This is a genomic window from Streptomyces sp. NPDC056479 (assembly GCF_042795335.1).
Taxonomy (GTDB): domain Bacteria; phylum Actinomycetota; class Actinomycetes; order Streptomycetales; family Streptomycetaceae; genus Streptomyces.
Genome location: NZ_JBHTRZ010000001.1, coordinates 1,303,666 through 1,329,945, shown reverse-complemented (window position 1 = coordinate 1,329,945; position 26,280 = coordinate 1,303,666). Strand labels below are relative to the sequence as shown.

The window sequence follows — 26,280 nt, the reverse complement described above, 5'->3', positions numbered from 1 at the left end:
TCGTGCAGATGTCGGTGGCGACGGCCTATATGGGCCATGACAGCGTCTGGCCTCCCGGATTGTTCCCGAGGACAAAACAGGGGCGTTACGCTGCGGGAATGAACCTCACAGGGGTGGTCTCGGCGCTTCAGGCGAGGCTGCCGGAACTGGGCGAGCGGATGGCGCAGCGCATCCGCTCGGACGTCGATGCCTACAAAGACGAGTCGCTGATCCCCTTCGACTCGCTGCGCCGCTCGTGCACCGCCAACGCGGACCTGCTCCTGGACCAGCTCGGCCGCGCGGGCGCGCAGGACCCCAGCCCGGCGCGCGAGACCGGCCGCATCCGCGCCGAGCAGGGCGTGCCGCTGGCGGACACCCTGCACGCGTACCGGATCGGCTTCGAGCTCCTGTGGACGGACATCCTCGCCGAGGCACGCAACCGTCCCGAGGTCACCGATGCCCAACTGGTGTCCCAGTCCGCGGAGATCTGGGCCCTGTTCGGCCGCTACGCGGAGGCGGTGGCGGCGGCCTACCGGGAGACGACCGCCGAGCTGACCTCACGGCGTCAGGCACGCCGCTCGGCGCTGGTGGAGGCGCTGTTCACCGGAGTCATCGCCGACCGCACGCTGTGGGAGGCCGCCCGCGAGCTGGGTCTGCCCGACCGGGGACCCTATGTGGTCGCCGCGGCGGCGGCCGACGCGCCCGGCGAGGAGCCGCTGGCGGGGACGGAAGCAGCGCTGCGTCAGGCCCAAGTCCCCTTCGCCTGGCGGCTGCTGCCCGACCAGCAGATCGGTCTGGCCGCCCTGCCCACGGCGACGGCGGAGAGCACCTGTCTGAGCATCCTGCGCCGGTCGGGCGCCCGCGTAGGCGTCAGCCCGTGCTTTCACTCCCTGCAGGACACCCCCAGGGCTCTGCGCTTCGCCCGTCTGGCTCTGGTCGGCCTCCAGGGCACCGGCCCCGGCGTCGCGCGGTTCGACGACAACCCGCTGGCCATGGTTCTCGCCGCCGCCCCGGCCGAGGCGGCGCACCTCGTGGAGGTGGTCCTCCAGCCCCTGCTCGATCTGCCGGCAGCGGAGCGTTCCCGTCTCCTGGACACCCTGGAGCACTGGTATGCCGCCGCCGGCTCCGCCACGGACGCGTCGCGGAATCTCTTCGTCCACCCCAACACCGTCCGCTACCGGCTGCGCCGCGTCGAGGAGTTGGCGGGCCGCCCGCTGTCCGATCCACGAGCGGTGGCGGACATCGGCGCGGCCCTCCTAGCGCTCCGCCGGGCGGGCGCTTCATTCAGTGACGTCATTCAGTAACTTGGCTGCGTACTTCTGCTGGCGTCCGAGGTGTCGCAGGTCTGAACGACGAAGTACCGGCATCGATCCGCGACGAGCCACGGGGCGCGCACGGCAGCGTTGAGTAATTGGGGCAGATGGCTCCTCGCGATCCGGTACGCGGCCAGATCGACCGGGGCGGGCAGCGAGCGTTCCGCCCCGGTGCGAACGATCTCCGTGAGCCCCGTCGGCTTCGCCGAAGGCGCCAGCTCGTCCACCCGGCCGAGTCCCGGCGCGGGTGCCGTGGGCGCTTCCTCATCGACCTGGCGGAGCCCCCCGGCTGGCCCGAAGCTCCCGCAGGGTCTCCCGGCTCCCCGCTTTGATCGCACCGAGCGCCTCCTCGGCCTGTGCCGCATCCTTCTTCAGTCGATGAAGCGCCGCACCCGCTTGCACATTGCTCAACAGGTGGTAGTCACCCGTGGCCAGCGCCGTGAACCAGCCCACCGCCACCGGATACCGGCGCCGGAACAGCGGTGCTCCGCACACCGCGGCGATCAGCAGCCAGGACGCGACAAGCGAGGGCGTCGAGCCCTCTCCGCTCCGCAGCATCTGCCCGTCCGCGACCGCGACCGCGACCGCGACCAAGACGAACGTCCCGAGGCAGGTTGAGCAGCCGGTACCTCTGCGAGGGCGGTGGCCGTTTCTGTGCATTGCCTGTGATCGACGGCAACCTCCCGCCCATCGGCGGCCACTAAGGACCGACACCGGCTCGATCTTCCAGAACGGATGAGCAATGAACAAGCAGCAGGCCCCACAGCACCGCCGGCGCCGGCTTCGGCTCGCAGTGGGTACACCGCTGGCGCTGGTCGCCGCGGGCGTCGTCGCCTACGGCACGGTCTTCGGGGCGTTCGGCGACGACGCCAAGCCTGAGGCGTCCGCCGCCCCGGCCCCGGTTCCCGACAGCGCGATGGCGGCCGTGGCCGCAATGCAACCTGGATGGAACCTGGGCAACACTCTGGACGCCATTCCCGACGAGACGTCGTGGGGTCAACCCCGTACCACCAAGGCCTTCCTGGCCAAGATCCGCGCGCAGGGCTTCAACAGCATCCGCATCCCGGTGACTTGGAGCGACCACCAGGGAGCCGCGCCGGACTACACCATCGATCCGGCGTACTTGAGCCGTGTCAGGCAGGTCGTCGACTGGGCGATCGACGAGGGCTTCTACGTCGTCCTCGACGTCCATCACGACTCATGGCAGTGGGCCGGGACGATGTCCACCGAGCACGACAAGGTGCTGGCCCGCTTCAGCACGACCTGGAAGCAGCTCGCCACGGCGTTCCGGAACGAGTCCGCCAAGCTGGTCTTCGAAAGCATCAACGAGCCCAAGTTCGACAACGCCGACAACGCTCGCCAGGCCGAGCTGCTCAATGAGCTGAACACGTCCTTCCACAAGGTCGTGCGCGCGTCGGGAGGCAACAACGCCAAGCGCCTGCTCATGCTGCCCACCGAGGTCTGCACCCCCGACCAGCGGCTGATGGACAACCTGGCCACGACGATCAAGTCGCTGCACGACCCCCGGCTGATCGCCACCGTGCACTACTACGGCTACTTCCCGTTCAGCGTGAACGTCGCGGGCTCCACCCGCTTCGACGCGCAGGCCCGGGGAGACCTGGACAAGACGTTCAAGCGGATGCGCGACACCTTCGTCGCCCGGGGCATCCCCGTCGTCCTCGGCGAGTACGGCCTGCTCGGCTACGACCACGGTCCCGGCGCCGTGGAACGCGGCGAGATGCTGAAGTACTTCGAGGCGCTCGGCCACGCCGCCCGGAGCAACAAGGTCACCACCGTGCTGTGGGACAACGGCTCCTTCTACGACCGCGACAAACTCCAGTGGAAGGACGCGGGGCTCTTCCAGCAGCTCAAGTCGAGCTGGACGACGCGATCGGCAACCGCTTCCTCGGACGACGTATTCGTACCGAAGTCCGGTCCAGTCAAGGACCGTACGCTCACACTGAACCTCAACGGGGCGGCCTTCAAGGCCCTCAAGCAGGGCACCGCCAAGCTGGTCAGCGGCAGGGACTACACCCTCTCCGGCAACCGGCTCACCCTGAAGGCGGCCACGCTCACCCGGCTGGTCGGTGACCGTTCCTACGGGGTCAAGGCGACGCTCCAGGCCGAATTCTCCCGAGGCGTCCCCTGGCGGATCCGGGTGATCTCCCACGACGCCCCGGCGCAGTCGGGCACGACCGGAACGGCCGGTTCGTTCCGCATCCCCACGCAGTTCCGGGGTGACGTGCTGGCCACGATGAAGGCCGAGTACGCCGACGGCGGCAACGCCGGTCCGACCAGTTGGACTCCGTACCAGCAGTTCAACACCGCCTTCGCGCCGGACTACGGCAAGAAGGAAATCCGCCTCACTCCCGCCTTCCTCGACGCGGTGAGGGACAACGCGCGGGTGAAGCTCACCTTCCACTTCTGGAGCGGCGCGACGGTGACGTATCACGTGGCCAAGTCGGGAAGCACGGTGACCGGAACGACGTCCTGAGTTGAGCCGGTGCCCGCCCGGGGAGGCTCCTGGGCGGGCGGCTCGGACAGGACGCTTCTACTGTGTGCACAGCGAGCAAAGCCCGGTCACAAGGATCGCCATGTCCGAGAGCCCTGCCCCGGCGGAGTCGCCGGGAACCAGCCGCAGTACCTCGGCGACCATCGCGCCGAACATTTTGCGCTGTCTCACGCCGGTCACCGACGGGTACGGAGTCGACCTCCGGCCCGAGCTGAGCCGGGTCGGGCTGGACGAGGGGACGATGGGCTCGGCGGCGCTGCGGGTCTCCTACCGCCAGGGCAGTGCCGTCATCCGGCGTGCGCTGGAGCTCACCGGTGACGCTCACCTGGGTCTGCGGGTGGGTGCCGTGCAGCACCTGACCTCCTGGGGCCTCCTGGGGTTCGCCCAGATGGCCGCGGCGACCCTGCGGGAGGCCATCGAGACGGGCGTGCGCTTCCAGAACCTGTCCGGGGCGATGGTGGTCTGGTCGGCCGGCCAGGAGGAGGCCGGCTACGTGCTGCGGGCCGCACTGCCCGACCCCGCCCTCGATCCGGCGGTCGCCGTCTTCCTGGCGGAGGAGGCGTTCGCCAGCGTCGTCGCCCTCACACGGTTGAGCTCCGGGGAGGAATTCGCCCCGCAGAGCGTCGAGTTCGCCTTTCCCGCCCCGCGCGACATCGGGCCGTTCACCGAGCTGTTCCGGTGCCCGGTACGGTTCGACGCCGCGGGGAACCGCATGGTGTTCCCCACGGCGTGGGCCGGGCGGCCGATGCCGGGCCGCGACCGGGTCACCTACACCGGTGTCGTGGAGCTGCTGGCGGAACAGGTGGCGTCGAGGCGCGATCAGCAGGATCTGCTGGAGGTGCTGGAGATCTCGATCGCGCAGAGCCTGCCCGATGTTCCGTCCTTCGTCGAGCAGGCCCGACGGCACGCCTCCAGTGAGCGCACGCTGCGCCGTCGGCTGGCCGAGTGCGGCACGACGTACGAGGCGGTCGTCGACGGAGTGCGTCGCGAGCGGGTCGAGCAGCTGCTGCGCCGACCCGAGCCGACCCTGCGGGACGTCGCCCGGCAGGCGGGTTTCTCCGACGTGCGAGCGCTGCGGCGGGCGGTGCACCGCTGGCACGGGGTGACCCCGGCCCGGCTGCGCGAGGAGGGCACGGGCCAGTGACGGGAGTGCCCACGCCCATCAGCGGGCCACCGTGTCAACGCGTGCGGATCCAGATGGTCTTCTCCCTGGTCCACTGTGCGAAGGCGTCGGTGGACTTCTCCACGCCGCCGAAACCCGACTGCTTCCACCCGCCGAAGGGGGTGGTGATGTCGCCTTCGCTGTAGGCGTTGACGGAGACCACCCCGGCTTCGATGCCCCGCGCGAGCCGGAGCGCGGTGTCGAGGTCGCGGGTCCAGACCGAGGCGGCGAGTCCGTATTCGGTGGCGTTCGCCAAGCTCAGCGCCTCGTCCTCCGAGGTGAAGGTCTGGACGGTGACGACAGGGCCGAACAGCTCCTTGGTGAGCACGTCGCTGCCCGCCGGGGCCCGGCTGATCACGGTGGGCGGGTAGTAGGCGCCGCGCGGCGGCAGACCGTGCGGCAGTCCACCGGTGTGGATGTGGGCTCCGGCGGAGCGGGCACCGTCCACCGCCGCCGCGACCCGGTCGAAGGCGGCACGGCTGATGAGCGGCCCCACCTGGGTGCGTGCGTCGGCGGGGTCGCCGACGGTGAGGCTCTTCGCGGCCCGGGTGAAGCGGTTCAGCACCTCTTCGGCGATGCTGTGGTGGACCAGGACGCGGGAGCCGGCGGTGCAGTTCTGCCCCATGGTCAGGAACGCGGCCTCGACCATGTGGTCGATCAGTTCGTCGCCGTATGCGAGCGCGTCCGGCATCAGAACCTGGGGGCTCTTGCCGCCCATCTCCAAGGCGACCCGCTTGAAGTTGGTCTCCGCCGCGCCCGCCAGGATGCGGCGTCCGGTGGCCGTGGATCCGGTGAACGACAGTGCGCGCACGAGGGGGTTGCGGGCGAGCGCCGTACCGGTGACGGTGCCGTGGCCGGGCAGCACGGTGAGCACACCGTCCGGCAGGCCCGCCTCGGCCGCCAGCGCGGCCAGGTGCAGGGTGGAGCGCGGGGTGGCCTCGGCGGGTTTGAGCAGCAGGGAGTTGCCCGCTGCGAGCGCGGGCCCGACCTTCCAGGCGGCCATCGCCAGCGGGTAGTTCCAGGGCAGGATCGCGGCGGCCACCCCGACCGGTTCCCGGCTCACCAGGCCCAGGCTCTCGTGACCGGTGGGGGCGACCCGGCCGAAGACCTTGTCCGCCGCCTCCGCGAACCAGCGGGTCGACTCGATCGCCGCGGGCACGTCGCCGGTACGGCACTCCGTGATCGGTTTGCCCGCGTCCTCGCAGTCCAGCCGGGCCAGCAACTCGGCGTCGCGCTCCATGAGACCGGCAAGGCGCAGCAGCACTGCGGCCCGCTCCCGCGGGGACCGGCCGGCCCAGACGCCGCTCTCGAAGACCTTGTGCGCCCGCTCGGCGGCCAGCGCGACGTCCTGCTCGCTCGCCGCGATCACGGTCGTGATCAGCTCGCCCGTCGCGGGGTTGACGACGTCGAGCGTCACCTCGTCACCGGTGAGGTGGGTCCCGCTCATGCTTCCTCCATCAGTTCCCACCGGCCGCCGACCTGACGGGCCAGTCCCCTGCGGCGCAGGTCCTCCAGATAGCGGGCCATGCCTCGCTCACCCCGCTTCCGGAACAGTGGGAAGAGCCGGGGCAGCAGGTTCGGCGCCAGCAGCGCGCACCGCACCAGCCGGGACTCACCGGGGCGGACGTAGGCCTCCAGGCGAGGTTTGTCCAGCAGGCTCACAGCCGCTCTGACGACATCGGAGGGCTGCTGCGGCGCGTCCTGGAACTGCATGGAGTTCCCGCCCTCGACGGCTTCCTGACGGAGCATCCGCGTGTCGGTCGCCGACGGCAGCACCGAACCCGCTTGGATGCCCTTGCTCCGCAGATCCAGCCCGATGGCGAGCATCGCGCCCCGCAGCCCGAACTTCGAGGCGGTGTAGACGGGGGTCTCGCCCAGCGGGAAGATGCCGCCGAGGGACACGGTCGTGATCACCCGAGGGTCGCCGGAGGCCCGCAGCAGCGGGATGGCGAGCCGGGTGGTGACCAGTGGGGAGACCAGGTTGAGGTCGATCTCCAGCTCGATGCTCTCGACGCTGCGCGCGTCGAACCGTTCGGAGCTGGTCATGCCCACGTTGTTCACCAGGACGTCGATCCGGCCGTGGGTGGCCGCGACACCGTCGAGCATCTCCTCCACCCCGGCACGGTCCAGCAGGTCGCAGCCGAGCCCCGCGTGCCCGCTCCCCGGCAACTCGGCAGCGGTCCGCCCGGCCCGCACCTCGTCGATGTCGACCACGACGAGACGGGCACCGCCCGCGGCGAAGCGGTGGCACAGGGCGCTGCCGATGCCTCCGGCGCCGCCTGTCACCAGGATGACCTTGTCACGGAAGTCGTACGTCATGACGCCACCGCCTCCTGCCGCAGGGACGTCGCCCGAGGCGGCAGGCCCGCGGTACGCCAGCCCATCCCTTCCGCGACCTTGCCGAGGTACTTCACGATCGCTTCGCTGTGGACATAGCCGGTGTGGCGCGGCGAGTCGACGAACTTCAGTCCGCCGGACAGATCGGGCCGGTCGCCGCGGACCATGCGGGCGAACCGCTCGGCCGTCGGCAGCCCGGCCTTCGTGTCCCGGATGAAGGAGGCGATCAACTGGGCCTGCCCGTCGAAGAGTTGATAGGCACCGGAGTTGGTCTCCACGAAGCCGACACCGAACAGGCCCTCGTGCTCGCGGGAGAACGAGGACAGGTAGAGGTCGGGATGCTGCTCGTCGCCGAAGTACCGCTGCGCGACGGGGACTTTGTGGACGTATCCCGTGGCCAGCAGGATCAGATCGAAGTCGTCGCTGGTGCCGTCGGTGAAGTGCACCGTCCTGCCCTCGGTGCGCGCGATGCCGGGCCTGGCCGTGATGTCGCCGTGCTGGAGGTGATGGATCAGCAGCGAGTTGAGGGCAGGGTGGGTCTCGAACAGCTTGTGGTCGGGCTTTTGCAGGCCTAGCCTGCGCGGGTCGCCGTTGAGGAGTCGCAGCAGGCCGCCGAACAGCTTCTGCTGCACCCACATCGGCAGGTGGGGTCCGCCTGCCGCGATGGTGTCCACGGGCCGGCCGAACAGATGCTTCGGTATGAACCAGTAACCACGGCGCATGCTGATCGCCGCGTGGTCGGCGGACCGCGCCGCGTCGCAGGCGATGTCCAGTCCGGAGTTCCCCGCGCCCACCACCAGCACCCGCTTGCCCCGCAGTTCGGCGCTGCTGCGATAGGTGACCGTGTGGCGGACCTCGCCGGTGAAGTCGCCGGGCAGGTCGGGGACGTTGGGGTGCCACTGCGCCCCCGTGCACACCACGACCTGCCGGTGAGTGCCGGCCCGGCCGTCGGCCCGGGTGACCGTCCAGGTGCCGTCCGGGTTCTTCGCCACGCCGCGGACCTCGGTGCCGAACTCGATCCGGTCCCCCAGCCCGTACGCCTCGGCGAACGACGTCAGATAGGACAGGATCTGCCGGTGCGGCGGGTAGTCGGCGAAGTGGTCCGGCATCGGATAGCCGCCGAACCCGGAAAGGGTCTTGCTGGAGATGAAGTGGGCCGACTCGTACATCGGGCTGCCCGGGTTGTCGATGTCCCACAGCCCGCCCGGTCCGGTGTGGCGCTCGATGTGGGTGTACGGCAGGTCCCGCTCGGCCAGCGCCCTCGCGACCGCCAGGCCCGCCGGTCCGGCACCGATCACACAGGTGTCGTACTGGTTCTCACTCACCAGTCCGCCTCCTTTCTGGGATGTCTCAGATGTTGTTTGCCAGGAACCTATGCACCGGGCGACCAGCGGGAACTGACCCCTGCGGCCACAGAGGGGACCGCAGCGGCCAGCGGCGGGCCGCTGATGCCCGGCCATGCCTCGGCCGTGTCGGACGACCCGGCCGAAGTGCTCACCCGGGCTCGGTGGAGGAGGGCTCGAGCCCCTTCTCGGGCGATGCCTTCGTGCCGCCACCGTCATCCGGAGCAGGGCAGCGCGGCGACGACGGTGCCGAGCGCCAGGACGATGCCGAGCACGTCGGCCCCGGCGGCGTCGAGGACGGCTCCGACGGCCAGGGGTCCGATGCCGGTACCCAGGGCGCCCGCCCCGGTGAGAGAGGCGAACAGGCAGCTCTGGTCGGGGCGATGAGCGCGGCGGCGGCGAGCATCTGCACCCGGACGGCCAGTTGGCACTCCTGCCGGAGGACGGCCGCGACGGTGAAGAGCACGGGGTCGTGGGTGAGAACCAGGACCGCCATCGCGAGAGCCTGTGCCGTGACGAAGACGGCCATGGAACCGGACGCTCCTTCGCGAGGAGTTGAGGGCGCCCGCGACCGGCGGGAGCGCGGAAACAGCACGTCACCCCGCCGGGCAGGCCGCCCGGCGGGGTGACGTGGATACTCGATGACGGTTCGGGCCGTCAGCAGGGGGAGTTGGTCTGGGTGAGCAGGCCCATCCGCCAGGGCAGCGAGTTGTAGTCACCGCCCGCCTTGGGGTCCAGGCCTTGGTAGACGTACTGCATACGGCAGGGGTCGATCGGGAGGGTCTGGTCGTTGCCGGCGCGGACCATCTCGCCGTGGCTGATGTCCTCGGTCCAGGCGCCGTTCGGGAAGGTGACGTTGCTGCGGCCGGCGAAGGGTTCGTCCCATGTGTGGGCGAGGGGGGTCCAGCCGCCGGTGAGGCTGGTCGAGGTGAAGGAACGGAAGTAGCGCCGGCCCGTGTTGTTGCCGATGGCCTCCTGAAGGAGCAGGTACTGGTTGGTGCCGGCCACCTTGTACACGTTGGTCGCCTCGAACAGGTTGTTCTTGGTGTCCGACATCACGATCTGCGTGTTCCCGAAACCGTTCGGGAAGTTCCCCAGGCTGGTCTCGGCACGGTAGATGTGGCCGTTGTCGTCACTGAAGAACAGGTGGCAGTTGGCCGTGTCGCAGATGACCCAGAAGTCGATCCAGGTGCCGTTGCCCTTGTTCTCCGTGACGATCGGCGGCTCCTTGTCGATGAAGGTACGCGGCGCGGACCACGACTTCGGGTCGGCGGGGTTGGTGCTGGTGGAGTAGGTGGGCGCAGGGGTCTGGTAGACCATGTACCAGAGGTTCTGCGGCGCGAAGTAGAACACCTGGGGCGCGGCCCGGTAGCCCGGCCCCATCGGCGACTGGTCCAGGTACGAGTGTGGTGCCGACCCGGCCTGTGACCAGTCACCGAAGCTGAACTGCTCCAGCCCGTAACCGAAGTTCGGGCCCACGGCCGAGGCGTAGACCAGCCACTGGTTGTTGTGGCGGATCACCGAGAAGTCCTTGATGGCCACGGTGTTGTGCTGGCCGTCCTGCTTCGGGCCGGCCAGCACGCCGCTGGAGGACCACCGGAACGTCGACGGCAGTGAGCCGCCACCGCCACCGCCGCCGCTGCCGCTGCCGCTGCCGACGCGGACCAGTTGCCACTGCTGGTTTGCCCCGCCCCAGTCGGTGAACTGCACGACCTTGGCACCGTCCGCGGTCGAAGCGTTGTCCACCTCCACGGCTTTGCCGCTGCTGCGGACGATCAGCCGGACATGACCGTCCGACGAATCAGCCAGCCGGAACTGCTGGTTGGCACTGTTGGCGTCACCCCACTGCACGATGTCCGCGTGGTCGGCCATGGAGTTGTTCAGCACGTCCAGGACCTTGCCCGAGTGCTGCGCCTTCAGCCGGTAGTAGCCGCCCCCCGAGTCGACGAACTGGAACCGCTGGTTGGCGTTGTCGGTGCGGGTCCACTGCGTGAGGCTCGCACCGTCGGCGGTGCTGACGCCCGCCACATCAAGAGCCTTGCCGCTGCCCCGGTTGACCAGCACATACCACGCACTCGTGTCCACAGTGGCCGCCTGCGCCGTCCCGGCGGCGCCCAACCCGGTCAGCAGCGTTGCCATCAGGGCGGTCACCGCGGCGAGCACGGCCGTTCGCCTGCCGCGTCGCCACCACGGCACCCTGCATGCCGTACGCATGCCCGTCATCTGCTTCTCCTTCACTGAATGCGGCCGCCCGGCCGCAGTGGGGGGACGCGCCCCGGGAAGGACCGGGGCGCGCTGCTGTTGGAGATCGTCGGTCGGCGTTGCCGCCCGTCTCACACCGCGGGCCGCTGGAACTGCTGGTTGGCGCCGGTACCGCAGGGCCACTGGATGAGGCGGGCGCCGTTGGCCGTCGAGGCGTCGGCGACGTCGAGGCACTTGCCGCTGTGCCGGGCCACCAGGCGGTGGTAGCCGCCTCCCCGGTCGTCGAACCGCCACTGCTGGTTGGTGCCCGTCGTGCAGTGGTACTCGCTTACGAATGCGCCGTCAGCGGTGGAGCCTCCCTCGACGTCCAGGCACTTGCCGCTGTGCTGGGCGAGCAGGACGTAGCCGCCGCCCGCGTCCTGAAGCCGCCACTGCTGGTTGAGGCCACCGTTGCAGGTGTACTGCAGCGCGATCGCGCTGTCGGCGGCCGAGTTGTCGGCGATGTCGAGGCACTTTCCGCTGTGCCGGGCAACCAGGCTGTAGTACGGGCCGCCGGCCACGCCCGTGACCGTGCCGGCGGCCGTGTCGATGGCGACCTGCGGGTACCACGGCAGGTTCATGGTGGTCCGGGTCGGGAAGGTCAGCGGCAGCCACACGTACTGCGAGTCGTTGACCGTGCCGCCGATGGAGTTGCCCCAGCGGTCGCCCATGTAGAGGTAGGAGGTGCCCGAGGTTCCCTGCACCGGCAGCACGAACGCCGTCTGGGAGCCGTAGGCGGTGGCGTCGCCGATCTCGGTCATGGGGGTCCAGGGGCCGGCCAGGCTGGTGGCGGTGGCGTACCTCTGCTGGTTGGGATTCCAGCCGCTGGTGCCGGACGTGAGCATGAAGCAGACGCCGTCGCGCTTGAACAGCGCGGGCGATTCGCGGTAGTTGTTCGGCCACGGGCTGACGATGAGGCTGTCGTAGCCGGTGTGGTCGGCGGTGAGCTTGTAGATGTGCAGATCGGCGTTGCCGGCCGCGGAAGTGACCTGATACGCCGTTCCGTCGTCGTCCTTGAACAGGGTCATGTCCCGTGACGTGGTGCCGGACGGCGGCCGGAAGCTGCCCCGCCAGGCGTAGTCGCCGTCGACGGCGGAACGGGACTCGTTGTAGTCGCTGCCGTTCTCCTTGTGCATCCACATGACGAACTTGCCGGTCGCGCTGTTGTAAATGACCTTCGGCCGCTCGATGTTGGCGACCGCGAGCTCGGGGTCGCTGGCCTGGGTCAGCACGTGGCGTCTGAACTCCCAGGTCTTCAGGTCGGTGGAGCGGTATGCGGATACGGCCTTGAAGGTGTTGTCGGCGTTGCGGTTCTCGCCGAACCAGTAGTGGTACGCACCCACCTTGATCACCCGCCGCCATGGGCGCGCACCACGGCTCCGGTGGTGTCGGTGAACTGCGTCCCGTTGGTCACGGTGACCGGGGCTGCCTGGGCCGGCGCGCCGGAGACGAGCAGCGTGAACACGCCCAGGACGAGGACGAGAAGAGAGGGGAAGGCACGTCTGAGCATGGGTACTCCGCTCCGGGCGACAGGCTTCCTGTTGTTGAAATCTGTGCGGATCCGTCGCAGGACAGTAGGCACAGGGCATGCCCTCGTCAATGGCTACTCCAGGGTAAATACATCCTATGTAAACGGTTCGGCCATCAGGGGCCTACACTCACGCGTTCTGCAACTTTGAGGCATTCCCGTCGAACCTCTGGACAACTGACGCCTCAACACCCGGTAATACATCCCATGTTCTTTCGTGGTGCAGCGACATGCGGATCACCGTGGGGCTGCCCTCTCTGTACTTGCTCCCCCCTAGGCCGCAACACCGTCCGTGCGGTTCTGCGAACAGTCAGGAGAGAACCTTGCCCGAACCGATCAGTCGCCGCAGAGTGCTGACCGGCATGGCCGCAGTGACGGTTGCCGCAGCCGTCTCGCCGACGCTGGCGACCCCCGCCCACGCCGCCGCCTCCCCACAGCCGCTACCTCTCCTCCCACTGCGGGTCCCCCAGCCGGACCTGGGCATCGAGCAGCAGTCCGACGAGAAGATCAGGTGGCTGCAGGACGCCAAGCTCGGCATGTTCATCCACTGGGGGGTCTACTCCGGCCCGGCCAGGGGCGAGTGGTACATGGAGAACGCCGCCGTCACCCCGGAGAACTACCGGAAGTACGTCACCGACGCCAACGGCGAGCAGTTCACCGCGGCTGCGTACCACCCTGCCGACTGGGCGCAGCTGGCCAAGGACATGGGCGCCCGGTACACGGTGCTTACGGCCCGTCACCACGACGGGTTCGCGCTGTGGCCGTCCACGCACCCGAACGCCTGGCACAGCGGACAGGCGCCCCTGCAGCGCGACTTCATCGGCCGGTACGTCACCGCCGTGCGCGACGCCGGGCTGCGGGTGGGTCTGTACTACTCGCCGTTGAGCTGGCGCTACCCCGGCTATTACGACGTCCGCGGCACCAACTGCCTCCCGAACAAGTGGGGTTACGTCACCGATCCCGCGCACAAGGAGAACGCGCGGATCATGAAGAACGAGGTGTACCAGCAGGTCAAGGAGCTGGTCACCCAGTACGGCAAGATCGACGACCTGTGGTGGGACGGCGGCTGGCTCGGCCAGCAGGGTACCGACGCGGACGCCGCCTTCTTCTGGGAGCCCGGCAAGTTCCGCGATCCCGCCAACGAGTGGCCGGTGGACGCCGCGTACAGCGAGACCGACTCCGCCACCGGCAGGCCGTTGGGGCTGACCGGCTTGGCGCGCAAGCACCAGCCCGACATCGTCACCACTCTGCGCTCCGGCTGGATCGGCGAGTTCACCAGCGAGGAAGGCGGTTCCGTGCCGAGCGGCGCGATGCGCACCGGCAGGCTGGCGGAGAAGTGCTTCACCATCGGCGGCGCCTGGGGCTACACGGCGGGCGCGCCCGTGATGAGCTTTGGCAACATCATGAACATCCTGGTCAACGCCTGGGTGCGGAACATGACCGTCCTCCTCAACGTCGGCCCCGACCGCACCGGCGTGGTCCCCGCGACCAGGCGGCGGCGGCGCGCAAGGTCGGCTCCTTCCTGTCCACCTGCGGCCAGGCCGTCTACGGAACGCGCGGCGGGCCGTGGGAACCGGTGGACGGCCAGTACGGCTTCACGCAGAAGGACAACACCTTCTACGTCCATCTGCTGCCCGGGTACAGCGGCACGGCCTTCACCACCCCGTCCACCGGGGACGCCAAGGTCACCCGCGTCTTCGAGGTCGCCACGGGTACCGACGTGTCGTACACCGTCGGCTCGGACGGGAAGGTGACGATCACCGGCATCAACCGCACCCGCATCCCCGAGGACAGCGTCGTCGGGGTCACGCTGGACCGCTCAGTGCAGCCGGCCGACATCGCGGTCGGCAAGACGGCCACGGCCGGCAGCGAGGAGGCCTCCAAGGGCAACACGGCGGCCAAGGCCGTCGACGGCTCCACCGCCACCCGCTGGTGCGCGAGCAACGGCGACACGGGGCAGTGGCTGAAGGTGGACCTGGGGTCGGCGAGGTCGCTGACCGGAACCCGTATCGCCTGGGAGTCCACGGCCACGAACTACCGCTACCGGATCGAGGGTTCCACCGACAACGCCAACTGGACCACTCTGGCCGACCTGACCGCGACCACCGGCACCAGTCAGGTGCAGGTCTCGGTCTTCCGCGCTCAGGCACGGTATGTGCGGGTGACGGTCACCGGGCTGCCCTCTGGTATCTGGGCGTCGATCCGCAGCCTGGAGGTCTACGACCGGCCCTTCAGCGCGGACGTCGGCACCGTCCGGCTGGTGAACCGCAAGAGCGGCAAGGTACTGGACGTCCGCGACGGCTCGACCGCCGACGGGGGCGCCGTCATCCAGTGGCCGTGGGGCGGCGGCACCAACCAGCAGTGGAAACTGCTGCCCAACACCGACGGCTCCTACCGGCTGTCCAACGTCCGCAGCGGAAGGGTGCTGCAAAGCCCGAGCGGCTCCGCCCAGGGCGACGGCCTGAACCAGTGGAGCGACGACGGCGGCGACAACCAGTCGTGGAAGCTGGTTCCCTCCCAGACCAGCGGCTACCACCAGCTGGTGAACGTCCGCAACGGGTGGTGCGCCGACGTGAAGGACGCCGCCACCGCGGACGGCGCTCCGGTCATCCAGTGGCCCGCCACCGACGGCTCCAACCAGGACTGGCAGATCCTCGCGCTGTGACACACCGGGCGGGGGCCGTGCCGCGCGACGGCGCGGTCCCCGCGGCGGGACGGACAGGCCGTGCGGTCACGACGTGTCGTTTATCCTCCGCACCGCCCGCCGTGTGGACCGTCGAGGGAGCAGCACCGGTTGCACGAGCCGGTGCCGGTCGACGCCGCCGCGGGCGTTGATGACGGCGATCAGCAGGTCGACCGCCTCGTCGCCCACCAGGTCCGGACGGGGGCTGATCGTGGTGACGGGCGGGTGGTCGCCGCGTAGTCCGGATCCTCGCTGATGCACGCGACCAGCAGGTCCTGCGGCACCCGGTGCCGGTGGTGGCGAGCGGCGGCGAGGATGTTGTGACCGGAGTCGGAGTAGACGCCGAGGACGGCGTCCGGTCGTGGATCGTGGTCGAGCAGCCGTCTGACCGCGTCCAGTTCGGCCGTGAAGGGGTCGGGCAGCGGGGCGTACTCCTCCACGAGCGCGTGCATGCCGTGTTCGTCGCACCAGGGCCGGTAGGCGTGCGCGATCAGGCGCGGGTAGCGGATGTCGAATGTATTGACGCCTCTTGCTGCCCACACTTAGCGTCTGCCCGAGCTTACGAACAATGTTCGACACATCGAACGACTCGAAGGCCGGAGAGCGTTCGCAGAACGACAGGAGAAGTACATGCCCGCGCTTCGCGCCCGGCTGTCGGCGATATTGCTCGCCGCGTGCCTCCTCTTCACAGGCCAAGCCCTGACCACACCGCAGCGGGCCGCCGCCGCTGACCCGGGCTACCTGATGGTGCACTTCACCGGGGACGGGTCGACCGGTCAGCAGATGTACCTCTCGCACAGCACGGACGGCCTGCACTGGAACGACCTCACCGGCGGCGGCATGGTCCTGCGCTCCACGGTCGGCACGCAGGGGGTGCGCGACCCCGCACTCGTGAGATCCCCCGACGGAAGCAAGTACTGGATCATCGCGACCGACCTGTGCATCGGCTGCGGGCAGAACTGGGACCAGGCCGTGAACAACGCCAGCCGCAACCTGGTGGTGTGGGAGTCGAAGGACCTGGTCACCTGGTCCCAGCCGTGGCTGCTCAACGTCGCCGGCGCGATCCCCGACGGCCGCAACGCCTGGGCGCCGGAGGCGATCTGGGACCCGGCCACCAACGACTACGTCCTGTACTGGGCGACGAACGCGACGCTGAACGGCGTGCTGAAACACCGCATCTACTACGCCCGCACCAGCGACTTCCGCACCATCACCGCCCCGCAGCTCTACATCGACCGCCCCGGCACCCAGAACATCATCGACACCCAGATCATCGAGGTGCCCTCCGGAGTGGGTGGCTTCCGCTACGTACGGGCCTCCGGCGACGGCCAGATCACCCTCGAAGGCAGCAACTCGATCCTGGGGACCTGGACCAGGATCGGCGACCTCTCCGGCATCGGCCTGACCGGCTCCCAGGTCGAGGGCCCGATGTGGATGAAGTTCAACGGCACCAACAAGTGGGGGCTCTACCTCGACCAGTACGCCAGCAACGGCGGTTACATGCCGGTCGTGACGACCGACCCATCCAATCCCGCTGCCTACCAGAAGCAGACGTCGGGAAGCTACAACATGGGCGGCACCAAGAAGCGCCACGGCTGGATCCTGAACATGACGGCCGCCGAGGAGAGCCGTGTGCTCGCCCGCTGGCCCAACACCGCGGTCAACCGGATCCAGTCGTTCAACTTCCAGGACCGGTACGTACGGCACACCAACATGGACGTGCGCATCGACCCGAACGTCAGCCCCGCCGACGACTCCCGCTTCCGGCCGAGGCCCGGCCTCGCGGGCTCCGGCACCGTCTCCTTCGAGTCGGTCAACTTCCCCGGCTACTTCCTGCGGCACTCCAACTTCGACTTCCAACTGACCTACAACGACGGCACCCCCCAGTTCGCCGCGGACGCCACCTTCCGCCAGGTCGCCGGGCTCGCCGACGCGAACTGGTCGTCCTTCCAGGCGTACAGCCACCCCGACCGGTACATCCGCCACTACGGATACGCACTCCGCCTCGACCCGATCACCACCGCGACGGGACGCGGCGACGCCACCTTCCGAGTGACGAACTGACCCGGCGCGCACACACGTCAACGCAGACGGCTCACAGAAGGGGACGCAGCATGACAAGGTCATGGGTCTTACCTCTGATCACGCTGGCCGGAAGCAGTACGGGCAACGGCTACCGGGGCCCGTTGTGGGACAAGCTCGCGGCCGACGGTCATCCGCTGGACTTCGTCGGCACGTTGCGGGGCGGTTCGATGTCCGACCCCGACAACGAGGGCCACTCCGGATACAAGATCCACCAGATCGCCGCACTCACCGACGCCTCGCTGACCCGCTACCGGCCCAACGTCGTGACGCTGCACATCGGTACCAACGACCTCAACGAGAGCTACCAGGTCTCCACGGCCGACGGCACGCAGCTCCACCTGTGGGACTGCACCGGCGCCTCCAACCAGAAGTGGACCACTCTGACCGTGGGATGACCCCCGCTCCCTGTCAAGGCCGGCACGACGTACACGAGAGGAACGCTTTGCCCTACAACATCCGCGCGGGCGGTCTGGAACGGCACACCGCCGAAGAGATCCTCCGCATCGAGCCCTGGGGCCCACACGGCGTCCGGGTCCGGGCCGCTGCCGGGACCCTCGATCCCGACGCCACCGGCGCGTTGGAGAGCTCCTCCCCCTCCCCGCACGCCGAACTGTCCGTACGGGATGACGGATCCGCCCGCCTGGTCAACGGCCGCCTCGCCGTCGGCCTCGGCCCACGGCCGGCTGAGGTTCCTGCACGCCGACTCGGGTCGTGAACTGCTCGCCGACAAGACTCCGTACCACCACCACGGCGGACCCCGCGTGCATGCGGCGGACGGCCGTACGGAACAGCACTTCGAGGGGTACGACGGTGAACGGCTGCACGGCCTCGGACAGCATCTGCACGGGCGCCTTGACCAGAAGGGCTGCGTGATCGACCTCGTCCAGGGCAACACCGTGGCCGCCATCCCCTTCCTGCACTCCTCGCGCGGCTACGGACTGCTGTGGAACAACCCCGCCACCGGCCGTGTCGAACTGGGCACCGACACCACCCGATGGACCGCCGACGGGGGCGGACGCGTCGACTACTGGGTCACCGCGGGCGACACCCCGGCCCAGATCATCGACGCGTACACCCAGGTCACCGGACGGCCGCCCCTCCTCCCCGAGTGGGCGTCCGGTTTCTGGCAGTCGAAGCTGCGCTACCGCACCCAGGACGAACTCCTCGCGGTGGCACGGCAGTACAAGGAGCGCGGACTGCCGCTGTCCGTCATCGTCTGCGACTTCTTCCACTGGCCGCACATGGGCGACTGGCGTTTCGAGGAGAGCGAGTGGCCCGACCCCGCGGCCATGGTCAAGGAGCTGACCGAACTCGGGGTGCGGCTCGCGGTCTCGGTGTGGCCGACCGTCGAGCCCGGCAGTGACACCTACGACGAACTGCGCGCGTCCGGGCATCTCGTGCGGGACAAGGACGGCGGCCTCCTCACCTTCCCATGGCCGTCGCGCAGCACCGAGGAACCGATGCGGCCGATGGCGTACTACGACGCCACCCACCCCGGAGCACGCGCCGCGCTGCGGCAGCGACTGCACGACAACTACCTTACGATGGGCGTGAGTTGCCTCTGGCTGGACGCCTGCGAGCCCGATCTGAGCCGGGAGGTCGCCGAGCGCGCCGTCTATGCCGCGGGGCCGGCCTCCGAAGCCGCGCACCTCTACCCCGTGCTGCACACCCGCGCCGTCGCCGAGGGCCTGGCCGCGGCGGGCGACGACCGGCCGCTGTCGCTGGTCCGGTCCGCGTGGGCCGGCAGCCAGAAGTACGGCTCCGCGCTGTGGTCCGGCGACATCCCCACCACTTTCGACTCCCTGTCGCGCCAGATCAGGGCGGGGCTGAACGTAGCGATGAGCGGCATCCCCTGGTGGAACACCGACATCGGCGGCTTCGGCGGCGGCAACCCGGACGACCCCGCCTACCGCGAGGTGCTGATCCGGTGGTTCCAGTACGGCACCTTCAGCCCCGTCATGCGCCTGCACGGCGACCGTGAACCCAACCACCCCACGTTCTCAGCGGACATGAGCGGCGGGCCGAACGAGGTCTGGTCCTACGGGGAAGGGGCTTACGGCATCCTCCGGGAGCACCTGCTGTTGCGCGAGCGGCTGCGCCCGTACCTGAGGGAGCTGTCGGTGGAGGCCCACCGCACCGGCGCCCCGCCGATGCGCCCGCTGTTCTTCGACTTCTCCGACGACGAGCGCGCGTGGGACGTGGACGATCAGTTCCTGCTCGGTCCGGATGTGCTGGTTGCGCCCGTGTACGAAGCGGGCGCGCGGACCCGCCGGGTGTACCTGCCCTCCGGAGCGCGCTGGCTCGACCCGGTCACCGGAAGCGTGGTGGTGGGCGGTACGACACTCGACGCCGACGCCCCGCTGGAGCGCGTCCCCGTCTTCGTACGCGAGGGGGCAGCCGTCGCGGCGCAGTTCGGCTGACCGGACGTACGCCCGTCACTTCCCCGTCGTCGTCCCGAACGGGAGGGGTTCGCCCGAGCGCAGGTGCTCCCTCAGCCACTGCTCGGTGTTGCTCACATGCAGCAGTGCCGCGGCCTGGCTGAGGGTGGCGTCACGGGTGGACAGGGCCTTGAAGATCGCCTCGTGCTCGGCCAGCGTGCGGCCCCCGGCCTTGTCGTCGACCAGGCCGCGCCAGATGCGGGCGCGCAGGGTGCGGCCGGAGATCCCTTCCAGGAGGGTCAGGAGGGTCTCGTTGCCGGTGGCCGAGACGACGGCGCGGTGGAATGCGGCGTCGTGGGCGTTGAGCCGTTCGACGTCGTCGCGGGCCTCACGCATGGCGTCCAGGTGCCGCTTCACCTCGGCCAGCTGCTCATCGGAGATCCGCGTGGCGGCAAGGGCCGTGGCCATCGGTTCGAGGAGTCGTCGTACCTCCATGAGGTCCTGCAGGGCGACCGAGTCGCCCTGCAGCAGTTCCACGGCGCCGCCGAGCCCTTCCAGCAGCACGCTCGGCTGGAGGCTCGTCACATACGTGCCGTCGCCGCGCCTGACCTCCAGGACCCGAGCGACGGCCAGCGCCTTGACCGCCTCGCGAGCGAGGTTGCGGGACAGGCCCAGCTGCGCGGCCAGGTCCGCCTCCGGCGGGAGCTTCGAGCCCGGAGGCAGCGCACCGCTCCGGATCAGCTCGCGGATCTGCTCGATGGCCCTGTCCGTCAGCAACACCGCACACCCCTCCCCCCACCGTGCCTCACGAGCACGTCCGACCTGATCAGCCCCTGCGTGCGCAGATCGTCCCAGAGACCGTCCGGGACGCGCTGATCATGGAGTTCCAGGTTTCGTCCGACCTGTTCCGGAGTCCGCATGCCGAGGGTGACGTTGATGATACTGGGATGGGTGTGCGGGAAGGCGATCGCGGTCGCGGGCAGGGTGGTCCCGTGTGCCGCGCAGACCTCGGCGATCGCGCGGGCTCGGGCGATCCGAGCCGGCGGGGCGTCCTGGTAGTCGTACTTCATGCCCTCGGTGGGCCGATCACGCGAGAGCAGTCCCGAGTTGAAGACACCCACAGCCACCACGCTCTTGCCGAGGTCCCGCGCGGCGGGCAGGACGTCGTCCAGCGCCGACTGGTCAGGAGCGTGTAGCGGCCGGCCAGCACCACCACGTCGGCGGCCGTCTCACGCAGGAAGCGGGCAAGCATCGCCGACTGGTTCATGCCGGCGCCGATCGCGCCGATCACACCCTGGTCGCGCAACTCCGCGAGTGTGGGCATGGCCTCCTCGGCGGCCTGCCGCCAGTGGTCGTCGGGATCGTGCAGGTGGACGATGTCCAGGCGGTCCAGGCCGGTGCGTTCCAGTGTGTCCTCGATCGAGCGCAGTACGCCGTCGCGGCTGAAGTCCCATTGGCGGCGCAGGTCGTCGCGGACGACGAAGCCCTCGGTGTCGACGCCGCGTGGCTCCTCGTTGGGCACCAGCGGCCTGCCCACCTTGGAGGAGATGACGTACTCGTCGCGCGGTCGGCCTCGCAGCGCGGCACCCAGGCGGCGCTCGGTGCGCGCGCCGTCCTTCCGTGGAGCCAGCTCCATAACCGGAGCGCGTGGTGGTCGACTTCGCCGGAGGAGACCTCCGCGTGCGCGGGCCGGAGCCAGGTGCGCACAGCGAGCTTTCCGCCTTCGGTCGCGCACGCAATCCCCGTCCGCTCTCCCTGGCCCGCCGGCCGGAAGGCTGCGTGATCCAGGAGGCGCGCGGTCTCGACGAGCCCTGCTCGGACCGGTCGTGACCTGCTGCCGCCTCTGCGTTGGAGGAACACGTCCCAGTCGCCCTCGGCGAGTTCCCAATGGCGTCTGTGAGAAATGGTCGGCATCGTCGGCAACCTTTTCGCCGTCGGCGACCACTGAGCAGTGCACCATCGGCTCGATCTTCCGAACGGACAGGTATGCAGACAGCAAGGCAGGCCGCGCGGCAGCGCAGGCACAGACGCCGGCTCATACTGGGCACCACGTTGGCACTGACCGCCGCGAGCGCGCTCGCCTACCTGGTCATGGGGGTGCTCCCCGACCACCGGGCGGATACGGTCGCAGCCGCGCCCACACCCGTCGCCACCAACCAGGTCAAGGCCACCACCCCGGCCACCACGAGCACCCCGAGCGCGTCGGGGACGCCTACGCCCACCAGCAGCCCCAGTCCGACGGCCACCGCGAAGGCACGACCGTCGGCCACAAGCACCCCACGGTCCCAGCGAACGGCGACCACCACGGCCCCATCGGCAGGGCGGATTCGGCCCGGTAACACCTACACCGGGGTCGCCACCGCCTACGAGGCCGCGGACGGAAACGGCGCCTGCCTGCTCGGTCCGAGCCCCGACCTCATGATCGCGGCCATGAACACCACGGACTACGAGACGTCCAGGGCGTGCGGGGCGTACGTGCTCGTCCGTGCGGCCAACGGCAAGTCGATCACCGTACGGATCACCAACGAATGCCCGCTGCCCTGCGCACCCGGGCAAATCGACCTCAGCCAGCAGGCCTTCGCCAAGCTCGCCGACCTCAAGGTCGGCCGGATCCCGATCACCTGGCAGCTGCTGAGCCCCAGCACCTCCGAGACGATGTCCCTCAGGTACAAGACCGGGTCCAACCCCTATTGGTGCGCCATCCAGGCGATCGGCCACCGCAACCCGGTCGCCCGCCTGGAGGTCCAAACCGGCGGCGGCTGGCGGCAGTTGCCCCGCACGGAATACAACTACTTCGTCTCCGCCGACGGCAGCGGGTGCGGTGGCTCGATCAGAGTCACCGACATCTACGGGGAACGCCTGACCGTCAACGGGATCGCGCTGCGGCCGGACGTCGCGCAACCGACCGGGGTGCAGTTCGCCCGGCACTGAACGCGGCCAGTTCGAAGGCGGTGGTGGGCGCTCAGTCCTCGTAACGCACCTCGGCCCTCGCCCGCCCCGCCGTGTTGGTGTACACCGTGCCACCGGGGCCGCCGATCCGCAGTCGCCAAGGGTGCTGGCTGTCGGTCGTGATGCTCAGGCGGCCTCCCTCGCGGTGGACGTCGAAGCGGGCTGTCTCGCCGAGGGCGTCCGTGCGCGGGATCACCACCGTGCGACGGGCGCCGTCCGCGAAGGCGTGGATCCGCAGTTCGACGTCGTCCGCCCAGGCCGACACCGGATGCCGGTCGTCGGCGGCGAAGGGGACGACGGAGTCGGGGCGGGCCAGCAACGGCAGGGTGTGGAAGCCGTGTTGTTCGCGCACCCAGCGGGGTCCGGTGACCTGGGCGCCGGTGAGGATGTTGGTCCACGTGCCCTCGGGCACGTAGTACTCGACCGTGCCGTCGTCCGTGAAGACGGGCGCGACGAGCAGGTCCTCGCCGAGCATGTACTGCCGGTCCAGCACGGCGGCGGTGGGGTCGTCGGGGAACTCCAGGACCATGGCCCGCATCACCGGGACGCCGGTGGTGTGGGCCTGCTGGGCGGCGCGCTGGAGGTAGGGGGCGAGGCGGTGTTTGAGGAGGGTGAACTCGCGGGTGACCTCGACGGCTTCCTCGCCGTAGTCCCAGGGAACGCGGTACGACTTGCTGCCGTGCAGGCGGCTGTGCGAGGAGAGCAGGCCGAACTGCACCCACCGCTTGAAGACGGTCGGCGTCGGGGTGCCCTCGAAACCGCCGATGTCGTGGCTCCAGAAGCCGAACCCGGACAGGCCGAGCGAGAGCCCGCCGCGCAGTGACTCGGCCATGGCGCCGAAGGTGGAGTCGCAGTCACCGCCCCAGTGCACCGGGTACTGCTGACCGCCCGCGGTGGCCGAGCGGGCGAAAAGCATCGCCTCGCCCTCGCCGCGCTCCTTCCGCAGGAGGTCGAACACGGCCTGGTTGTAGAGGTGGGTGTAGTAGTTGTGCATCCGCTCCGGGTCGGAGCCGTCGTGCCAGACGACGTCGGTGGGAACGCGTTCGCCGAAGTCGGTCTTGAAGCAGTCCACGCCCTGGGCGAGCAGGGTGCGCAGCTTGCCGGTGTACCAGTCGCGGGCGGCCGGGCTGGTGAAGTCGACCAGGGCCATGCCCGGTTGCCACAGGTCCCACTGCCACACGCTGCCGTCCGCGCGGCGCACGAGGTGACCCTCGCGCATGGCCTCCTCGAACAGCTCGGACTTCTGGGCGATGTACGGGTTGATCCAGGCGGAGACGCGCAGTCCCCGCTCCTTGAGCCGGGCGAGCATGCCCGCCGGGTCGGGGAAGGTCTCGGCGTCCCAGTCGAAGTCGCACCACTGGTAGGCGCGCATCCAGAAGCAGTCGAAGTGGAAGACGCTCAGCGGGATGCCGCGCTCGGCCATGCCGTCGATGAAGCGGCTCACGGTGGCCTCGTCGTAGTCGGTCGTGAAGGACGTGGTCAGCCACAGGCCCAGTGCCCAGGCGGGCGGCATGGCCGGGCGCCCCGTGAGCGCGGTGTAGCGGTCCAGGACCTGCTTCGGGGTCGGGCCGTGGACGACGAAGTACTCGAGCGACTGGTCCTCGACGCTGAACTGGACCTGGCCGACGGCCTCCGAACCGACCTCGTAGGCGACCTTGCCGGGATGGTTCACGAAGACGCCGTATCCGCGGTTGGTCAGGTGGAACGGGATGTTCTTGTAGGCCTGTTCGCTGCTGGTGCCGCCGTCGGCCTGCCAGATGTCCACCACTTGCCCGTTCTTGATGAACGGGGTGAACCGCTCCCCCAGCCCGTAGACCAACTCTCCTACTTCCAGGGCCAGTTGACCGACCATGTGGTGCCGGCCCTCGGCATCGGTGACGAAGCCGGTGCCGCGCTCGCCGACGGAGGTCAGCACGCGTCCGCCGGCGGTGAACTCCAGCCGCCACGGCTGTTCCGTGTCCACCCGCAGCGCCAGTTCGCCGGAGGACAGCTCCAGCACCGCTCCGTCCCGGCGCACCTTGCCGGCGTCCGCACCGGCGCCGGGCAACGCGAACTCCGGTCCCCGGCGCATCGATCCGGCGTGGTGGGTGGTCCGCACGCCGATGATCCCCTCGGCCGGGGACCAGCACTCCACCGTCAGCAGCGGGCTGTTGAGGGTTTGCCCGCGTCGGCTGACGTGCTTCACGGGTGCGTACAGGGTCATCCGGTGGTCGTCGGCGCGAGCGTCCGCGACCTCGGTGGCGTAGCGGGCGGTGCAGCCCGGACGCATCAGCCAGTAGCCGTCCGTGAACTTCATCGGGCAGGTTCCTCCGTCCCCGCGCGGTGCGCGGTGATCAGCCCCATGTACCAGTGGTAGCTGTCCTTGGGGGTGCGGGTCAGGGTGGCGTAGTCGACATGGACGAGCCCGAAGCGCTGGTCGTAGCCTCGCGCCCACTCGAAGTTGTCCAGCAGCGACCAGGCGTAGTAACCGCGTACGTCCACACCGGCGGCGACGGCGTCGGCCACGGCGGCGAGGTGGTCGGCGAGGTAGCCGATGCGGTCGGGGTCGTGGACGCGGCCGTCGGGTGAGACCGTGTCGGCCTCCGCGGAGCCGTTCTCGGTGATCCAGATCGGGGGCAACTGCGGGTAGCGGGCGTCGAGGTCACGGAGCAGTTCGGTGAACGCGGACGGGACGACCGGCCAGCCCATGGTGGTGTGCCGGGTGCCGTACGGGTCCAGCTCGGCCACGCCGACGTCGACGGCGGTGCGCTGCTCGGGGTCGGACACTTGGTGCGGTGCGGCGGCCACGGTGAGGGGCCGGTAGAAGTTGAGGCCCACGAAGTCCAGCGGGATACCGATCAGGTCCAGGTCGCCCGGCAGCCGCCAGGGGCCGTCGGCGAGCCCGGCCCAGGTCTCGGCCTCGTCGCGGGGATGGCGCCCGGCGAAGAGCGGCTCCGTCCAGATCTCGTTGTGCAGGGTCTCGGCACAGCGTAGGGCGGCGCGGTCCTCGGGACCGTCGGAAGCGGCGTGGATGCGGTCCAGGTTGAGGGTGATGCCGATTTCCCGGGCCCCCGAGGCGCGCAGGGCGCGGACCGCGAGGCCGTGGCCGACTAGCAGGTGGTGGGCGGCGGCCAGGGCGCCCCGTCCCTCCCGCGCGCCGGGCGCGTGCCGGCCCTCGGCGTAGCCGACGAAGGCGGAGCAGTAGGGCTCGTTGAGGGTGATCCAGCGTTCGACCCGGTCGCCGTAGCGCTCGGCGGCGAGCGCCGCGTATGCCGCGAAGGCCTCGGCTGTCTCCCGCACGCGCCAGCCGCCACGGTCTTCCAGGGCCTGCGGGAGATCCCAGTGGTAGAGGGTGACGGCTGGTGCGACTCCGGCGGCGAGCAGGTCGTCGATGAGGCGGTCGTAGAAGTCCAGCCCCTTGGGGTTGACCGGTCCGACGCCCTGGGGCAGCAGCCGCGACCATGCGATCGAGAAGCGGTAACCGTCGACGCCGAGATCGCGCAGCAGTGCCACGTCCTCGCGGTGGCGGTGGTAGTGGTCGGCGGCCATGTCGCCGGTGGCACCGGCGTGGGTGCGCCCGGGGGTGTGGCTGAAGGTGTCCCAGACGGACGGTCCGCGGCCGTCCTCGTCGTGGGCGCCCTCGATCTGGTAGGCGGACGTGGCCGCGCCGAAGCGGAAACCGGCGGGCAGCTTCGGGAAGCCCTCCATCGCCGTCACGGCGGTCACGGTCATACAGGACGGAGAAGCCACGAGACAGATCCCTCGGCAATCGGGCGTGGACGTGGGACAAG

20 protein-coding genes and 3 pseudogenes are annotated in these 26,280 nt (G+C 69.7%); 10 read left to right on the top strand and 13 right to left on the bottom strand.

Features of this window, described 5'->3' with window-relative positions:
- The first annotated feature begins 98 nt into the window (after positions 1-98).
- Positions 99-1,283 carry a PucR family transcriptional regulator gene (locus ACFQ6S_RS05760; protein ID WP_383404014.1) on the top strand — a complete coding sequence of 395 codons (1,185 nt, stop codon included), beginning with the start codon at positions 99-101 and terminating at the stop codon, positions 1,281-1,283.
- On the opposite strand, the gene ACFQ6S_RS05755 is transcribed toward ACFQ6S_RS05760, so the two are convergent.
- Both ACFQ6S_RS05755 and ACFQ6S_RS05750 read right to left on the bottom strand, forming a co-directional pair.
- On the bottom strand, positions 1,277-1,519 hold the full coding sequence (locus ACFQ6S_RS05755; protein ID WP_383404012.1) for a hypothetical protein: 243 nt from the start codon (positions 1,517-1,519) through the stop codon (positions 1,277-1,279). The genes ACFQ6S_RS05760 and ACFQ6S_RS05755 overlap by 7 nt on opposite strands.
- A 37-nt stretch (positions 1,520-1,556) precedes the next feature.
- On the bottom strand, positions 1,557-1,886 hold the full coding sequence (locus tag ACFQ6S_RS05750) for a histidine kinase (RefSeq protein WP_383404009.1): 330 nt from the start codon (positions 1,884-1,886) through the stop codon (positions 1,557-1,559).
- A 148-nt stretch (positions 1,887-2,034) separates the two neighbouring features.
- On the opposite strand from ACFQ6S_RS05750, the gene ACFQ6S_RS05745 reads away from it, so the two are divergent.
- Together ACFQ6S_RS05745 and ACFQ6S_RS05740 are read left to right on the top strand one after the other, a co-directional pair.
- A complete protein-coding gene (locus ACFQ6S_RS05745) occupies positions 2,035-3,786 on the top strand; it encodes a cellulase family glycosylhydrolase (RefSeq protein WP_383404007.1) in 1,752 nt (583 codons plus the stop codon).
- Between the two features lie 100 nt (positions 3,787-3,886).
- On the top strand, positions 3,887-4,948 hold the full coding sequence (locus ACFQ6S_RS05740; protein WP_383404005.1) for an AraC family transcriptional regulator: 1,062 nt from the start codon (positions 3,887-3,889) through the stop codon (positions 4,946-4,948).
- 34 nt (positions 4,949-4,982) lie between these two features.
- Here ACFQ6S_RS05740 and ACFQ6S_RS05735 read toward each other — a convergent pair whose 3' ends face one another.
- From ACFQ6S_RS05735 to ACFQ6S_RS05710, 6 genes and pseudogenes are all read right to left on the bottom strand, one after another.
- A complete protein-coding gene (locus ACFQ6S_RS05735) occupies positions 4,983-6,413 on the bottom strand; it encodes an aldehyde dehydrogenase family protein (protein ID WP_383404002.1) in 1,431 nt (476 codons plus the stop codon).
- Positions 6,410-7,285: an SDR family NAD(P)-dependent oxidoreductase gene (locus tag ACFQ6S_RS05730; protein ID WP_383403999.1), complete on the bottom strand. Its 876-nt coding sequence runs from the start codon at positions 7,283-7,285 to the stop codon at positions 6,410-6,412. The genes ACFQ6S_RS05735 and ACFQ6S_RS05730 overlap by 4 nt, the downstream gene beginning before the upstream one ends.
- Positions 7,282-8,628 (bottom strand): flavin-containing monooxygenase, encoded by a 1,347-nt coding sequence (locus ACFQ6S_RS05725; protein ID WP_383403997.1) that lies wholly within the window; start codon positions 8,626-8,628, stop codon positions 7,282-7,284. Before ACFQ6S_RS05725 ends, ACFQ6S_RS05730 begins: the two co-directional genes overlap by 4 nt.
- Before the next feature lie 169 nt (positions 8,629-8,797).
- Positions 8,798-9,175 carry a hypothetical protein gene (locus ACFQ6S_RS05720; protein ID WP_383403994.1) on the bottom strand — a complete coding sequence of 126 codons (378 nt, stop codon included), beginning with the start codon at positions 9,173-9,175 and terminating at the stop codon, positions 8,798-8,800.
- Positions 9,176-9,303: 128 nt separating this feature from the next.
- Complete coding sequence (locus ACFQ6S_RS05715) at positions 9,304-10,869, bottom strand: non-reducing end alpha-L-arabinofuranosidase family hydrolase (RefSeq protein ID WP_383403991.1); 1,566 nt, start codon at positions 10,867-10,869, stop codon at positions 9,304-9,306.
- A gap of 110 nt (positions 10,870-10,979) precedes the next feature.
- Positions 10,980-12,397, bottom strand: a pseudogene (locus ACFQ6S_RS05710) (RICIN domain-containing protein).
- A gap of 341 nt (positions 12,398-12,738) precedes the next feature.
- Here ACFQ6S_RS05710 and ACFQ6S_RS05705 point away from each other — a divergent pair.
- Both ACFQ6S_RS05705 and ACFQ6S_RS05700 read left to right on the top strand, forming a co-directional pair.
- Positions 12,739-14,169: an alpha-L-fucosidase gene (locus tag ACFQ6S_RS05705; protein WP_383403989.1), complete on the top strand. Its 1,431-nt coding sequence runs from the start codon at positions 12,739-12,741 to the stop codon at positions 14,167-14,169.
- Positions 14,136-15,080 carry an RICIN domain-containing protein gene (locus ACFQ6S_RS05700; protein ID WP_383404344.1) on the top strand — a complete coding sequence of 315 codons (945 nt, stop codon included), beginning with the start codon at positions 14,136-14,138 and terminating at the stop codon, positions 15,078-15,080. The genes ACFQ6S_RS05705 and ACFQ6S_RS05700 overlap by 34 nt, the downstream gene beginning before the upstream one ends.
- Positions 15,081-15,259: 179 nt before the next feature.
- Here the strand turns inward: ACFQ6S_RS05700 and ACFQ6S_RS05695 are convergent, their stop codons facing one another.
- Positions 15,260-15,640 (bottom strand): substrate-binding domain-containing protein, encoded by a 381-nt coding sequence (locus ACFQ6S_RS05695; RefSeq protein WP_383403986.1) that lies wholly within the window; start codon positions 15,638-15,640, stop codon positions 15,260-15,262.
- An 88-nt stretch (positions 15,641-15,728) separates the two neighbouring features.
- Between ACFQ6S_RS05695 and ACFQ6S_RS05690 the strand changes: the two genes are divergently transcribed.
- The 4 genes and pseudogenes from ACFQ6S_RS05690 (at position 15,729) to ACFQ6S_RS05675 (ending at position 19,603) form a co-directional block, all read left to right on the top strand.
- Positions 15,729-17,162 carry a glycoside hydrolase family 43 protein gene (locus ACFQ6S_RS05690; protein ID WP_383403983.1) on the top strand — a complete coding sequence of 478 codons (1,434 nt, stop codon included), beginning with the start codon at positions 15,729-15,731 and terminating at the stop codon, positions 17,160-17,162.
- A gap of 50 nt (positions 17,163-17,212) precedes the next feature.
- Positions 17,213-17,503, top strand: a pseudogene (locus ACFQ6S_RS05685) (hypothetical protein); the annotation flags it as partial.
- A gap of 122 nt (positions 17,504-17,625) precedes the next feature.
- Positions 17,626-17,898 carry a hypothetical protein gene (locus tag ACFQ6S_RS05680; RefSeq protein WP_383403980.1) on the top strand — a complete coding sequence of 91 codons (273 nt, stop codon included), beginning with the start codon at positions 17,626-17,628 and terminating at the stop codon, positions 17,896-17,898.
- Positions 17,807-19,603, top strand: a complete 1,797-nt coding sequence (locus ACFQ6S_RS05675; protein ID WP_383403977.1) for a TIM-barrel domain-containing protein — start codon at positions 17,807-17,809, stop codon at positions 19,601-19,603. Before ACFQ6S_RS05680 ends, ACFQ6S_RS05675 begins: the two co-directional genes overlap by 92 nt.
- Before the next feature lie 15 nt (positions 19,604-19,618).
- Here the strand turns inward: ACFQ6S_RS05675 and ACFQ6S_RS05670 are convergent, their stop codons facing one another.
- Together ACFQ6S_RS05670 and ACFQ6S_RS05665 are read right to left on the bottom strand one after the other, a co-directional pair.
- On the bottom strand, positions 19,619-20,341 hold the full coding sequence (locus tag ACFQ6S_RS05670; protein ID WP_383403974.1) for a FadR/GntR family transcriptional regulator: 723 nt from the start codon (positions 20,339-20,341) through the stop codon (positions 19,619-19,621).
- Positions 20,332-21,164: pseudogene (locus ACFQ6S_RS05665) on the bottom strand (aldo/keto reductase); the annotation flags it as partial. The pseudogene ACFQ6S_RS05665 and the gene ACFQ6S_RS05670, both read right to left, overlap by 10 nt.
- A 383-nt stretch (positions 21,165-21,547) precedes the next feature.
- Here ACFQ6S_RS05665 and ACFQ6S_RS05660 point away from each other — a divergent pair.
- Entirely contained in the window at positions 21,548-22,492 is a 945-nt protein-coding gene (locus ACFQ6S_RS05660; RefSeq protein WP_383403971.1) for an expansin EXLX1 family cellulose-binding protein, read from the top strand.
- 31 nt (positions 22,493-22,523) lie between these two features.
- On the opposite strand, the gene yicI is transcribed toward ACFQ6S_RS05660, so the two are convergent.
- Together yicI and ACFQ6S_RS05650 are read right to left on the bottom strand one after the other, a co-directional pair.
- Positions 22,524-24,806: an alpha-xylosidase gene (gene yicI / locus ACFQ6S_RS05655; RefSeq protein WP_383403968.1), complete on the bottom strand. Its 2,283-nt coding sequence runs from the start codon at positions 24,804-24,806 to the stop codon at positions 22,524-22,526.
- Complete coding sequence (locus ACFQ6S_RS05650) at positions 24,803-26,197, bottom strand: GH1 family beta-glucosidase (protein WP_383404342.1); 1,395 nt, start codon at positions 26,195-26,197, stop codon at positions 24,803-24,805. The genes yicI and ACFQ6S_RS05650 overlap by 4 nt, the downstream gene beginning before the upstream one ends.
- Positions 26,198-26,280 lie beyond the last annotated feature (83 nt).

Coding starts and splice junctions, on each gene's coding strand:
- ACFQ6S_RS05760 (WP_383404014.1), top strand. CDS start 99: ATGAACCTCACAGGGGTGGTCTCGGCGCTTCAGGCGAGGCTGCCGGAA.
- ACFQ6S_RS05745 (WP_383404007.1), top strand. CDS start 2,035: ATGAACAAGCAGCAGGCCCCACAGCACCGCCGGCGCCGGCTTCGGCTC.
- ACFQ6S_RS05740 (WP_383404005.1), top strand. CDS start 3,887: ATGTCCGAGAGCCCTGCCCCGGCGGAGTCGCCGGGAACCAGCCGCAGT.
- ACFQ6S_RS05735 (WP_383404002.1), bottom strand. CDS start 6,413: ATGAGCGGGACCCACCTCACCGGTGACGAGGTGACGCTCGACGTCGTC.
- ACFQ6S_RS05730 (WP_383403999.1), bottom strand. CDS start 7,285: ATGACGTACGACTTCCGTGACAAGGTCATCCTGGTGACAGGCGGCGCC.
- ACFQ6S_RS05720 (WP_383403994.1), bottom strand. CDS start 9,175: ATGGCCGTCTTCGTCACGGCACAGGCTCTCGCGATGGCGGTCCTGGTT.
- ACFQ6S_RS05715 (WP_383403991.1), bottom strand. CDS start 10,869: ATGACGGGCATGCGTACGGCATGCAGGGTGCCGTGGTGGCGACGCGGC.
- ACFQ6S_RS05690 (WP_383403983.1), top strand. CDS start 15,729: ATGCCCGCGCTTCGCGCCCGGCTGTCGGCGATATTGCTCGCCGCGTGC.
- ACFQ6S_RS05675 (WP_383403977.1), top strand. CDS start 17,807: ATGACGGATCCGCCCGCCTGGTCAACGGCCGCCTCGCCGTCGGCCTCG.
- ACFQ6S_RS05660 (WP_383403971.1), top strand. CDS start 21,548: ATGCAGACAGCAAGGCAGGCCGCGCGGCAGCGCAGGCACAGACGCCGG.
- yicI (WP_383403968.1), bottom strand. CDS start 24,806: ATGAAGTTCACGGACGGCTACTGGCTGATGCGTCCGGGCTGCACCGCC.
- ACFQ6S_RS05650 (WP_383404342.1), bottom strand. CDS start 26,197: ATGGAGGGCTTCCCGAAGCTGCCCGCCGGTTTCCGCTTCGGCGCGGCC.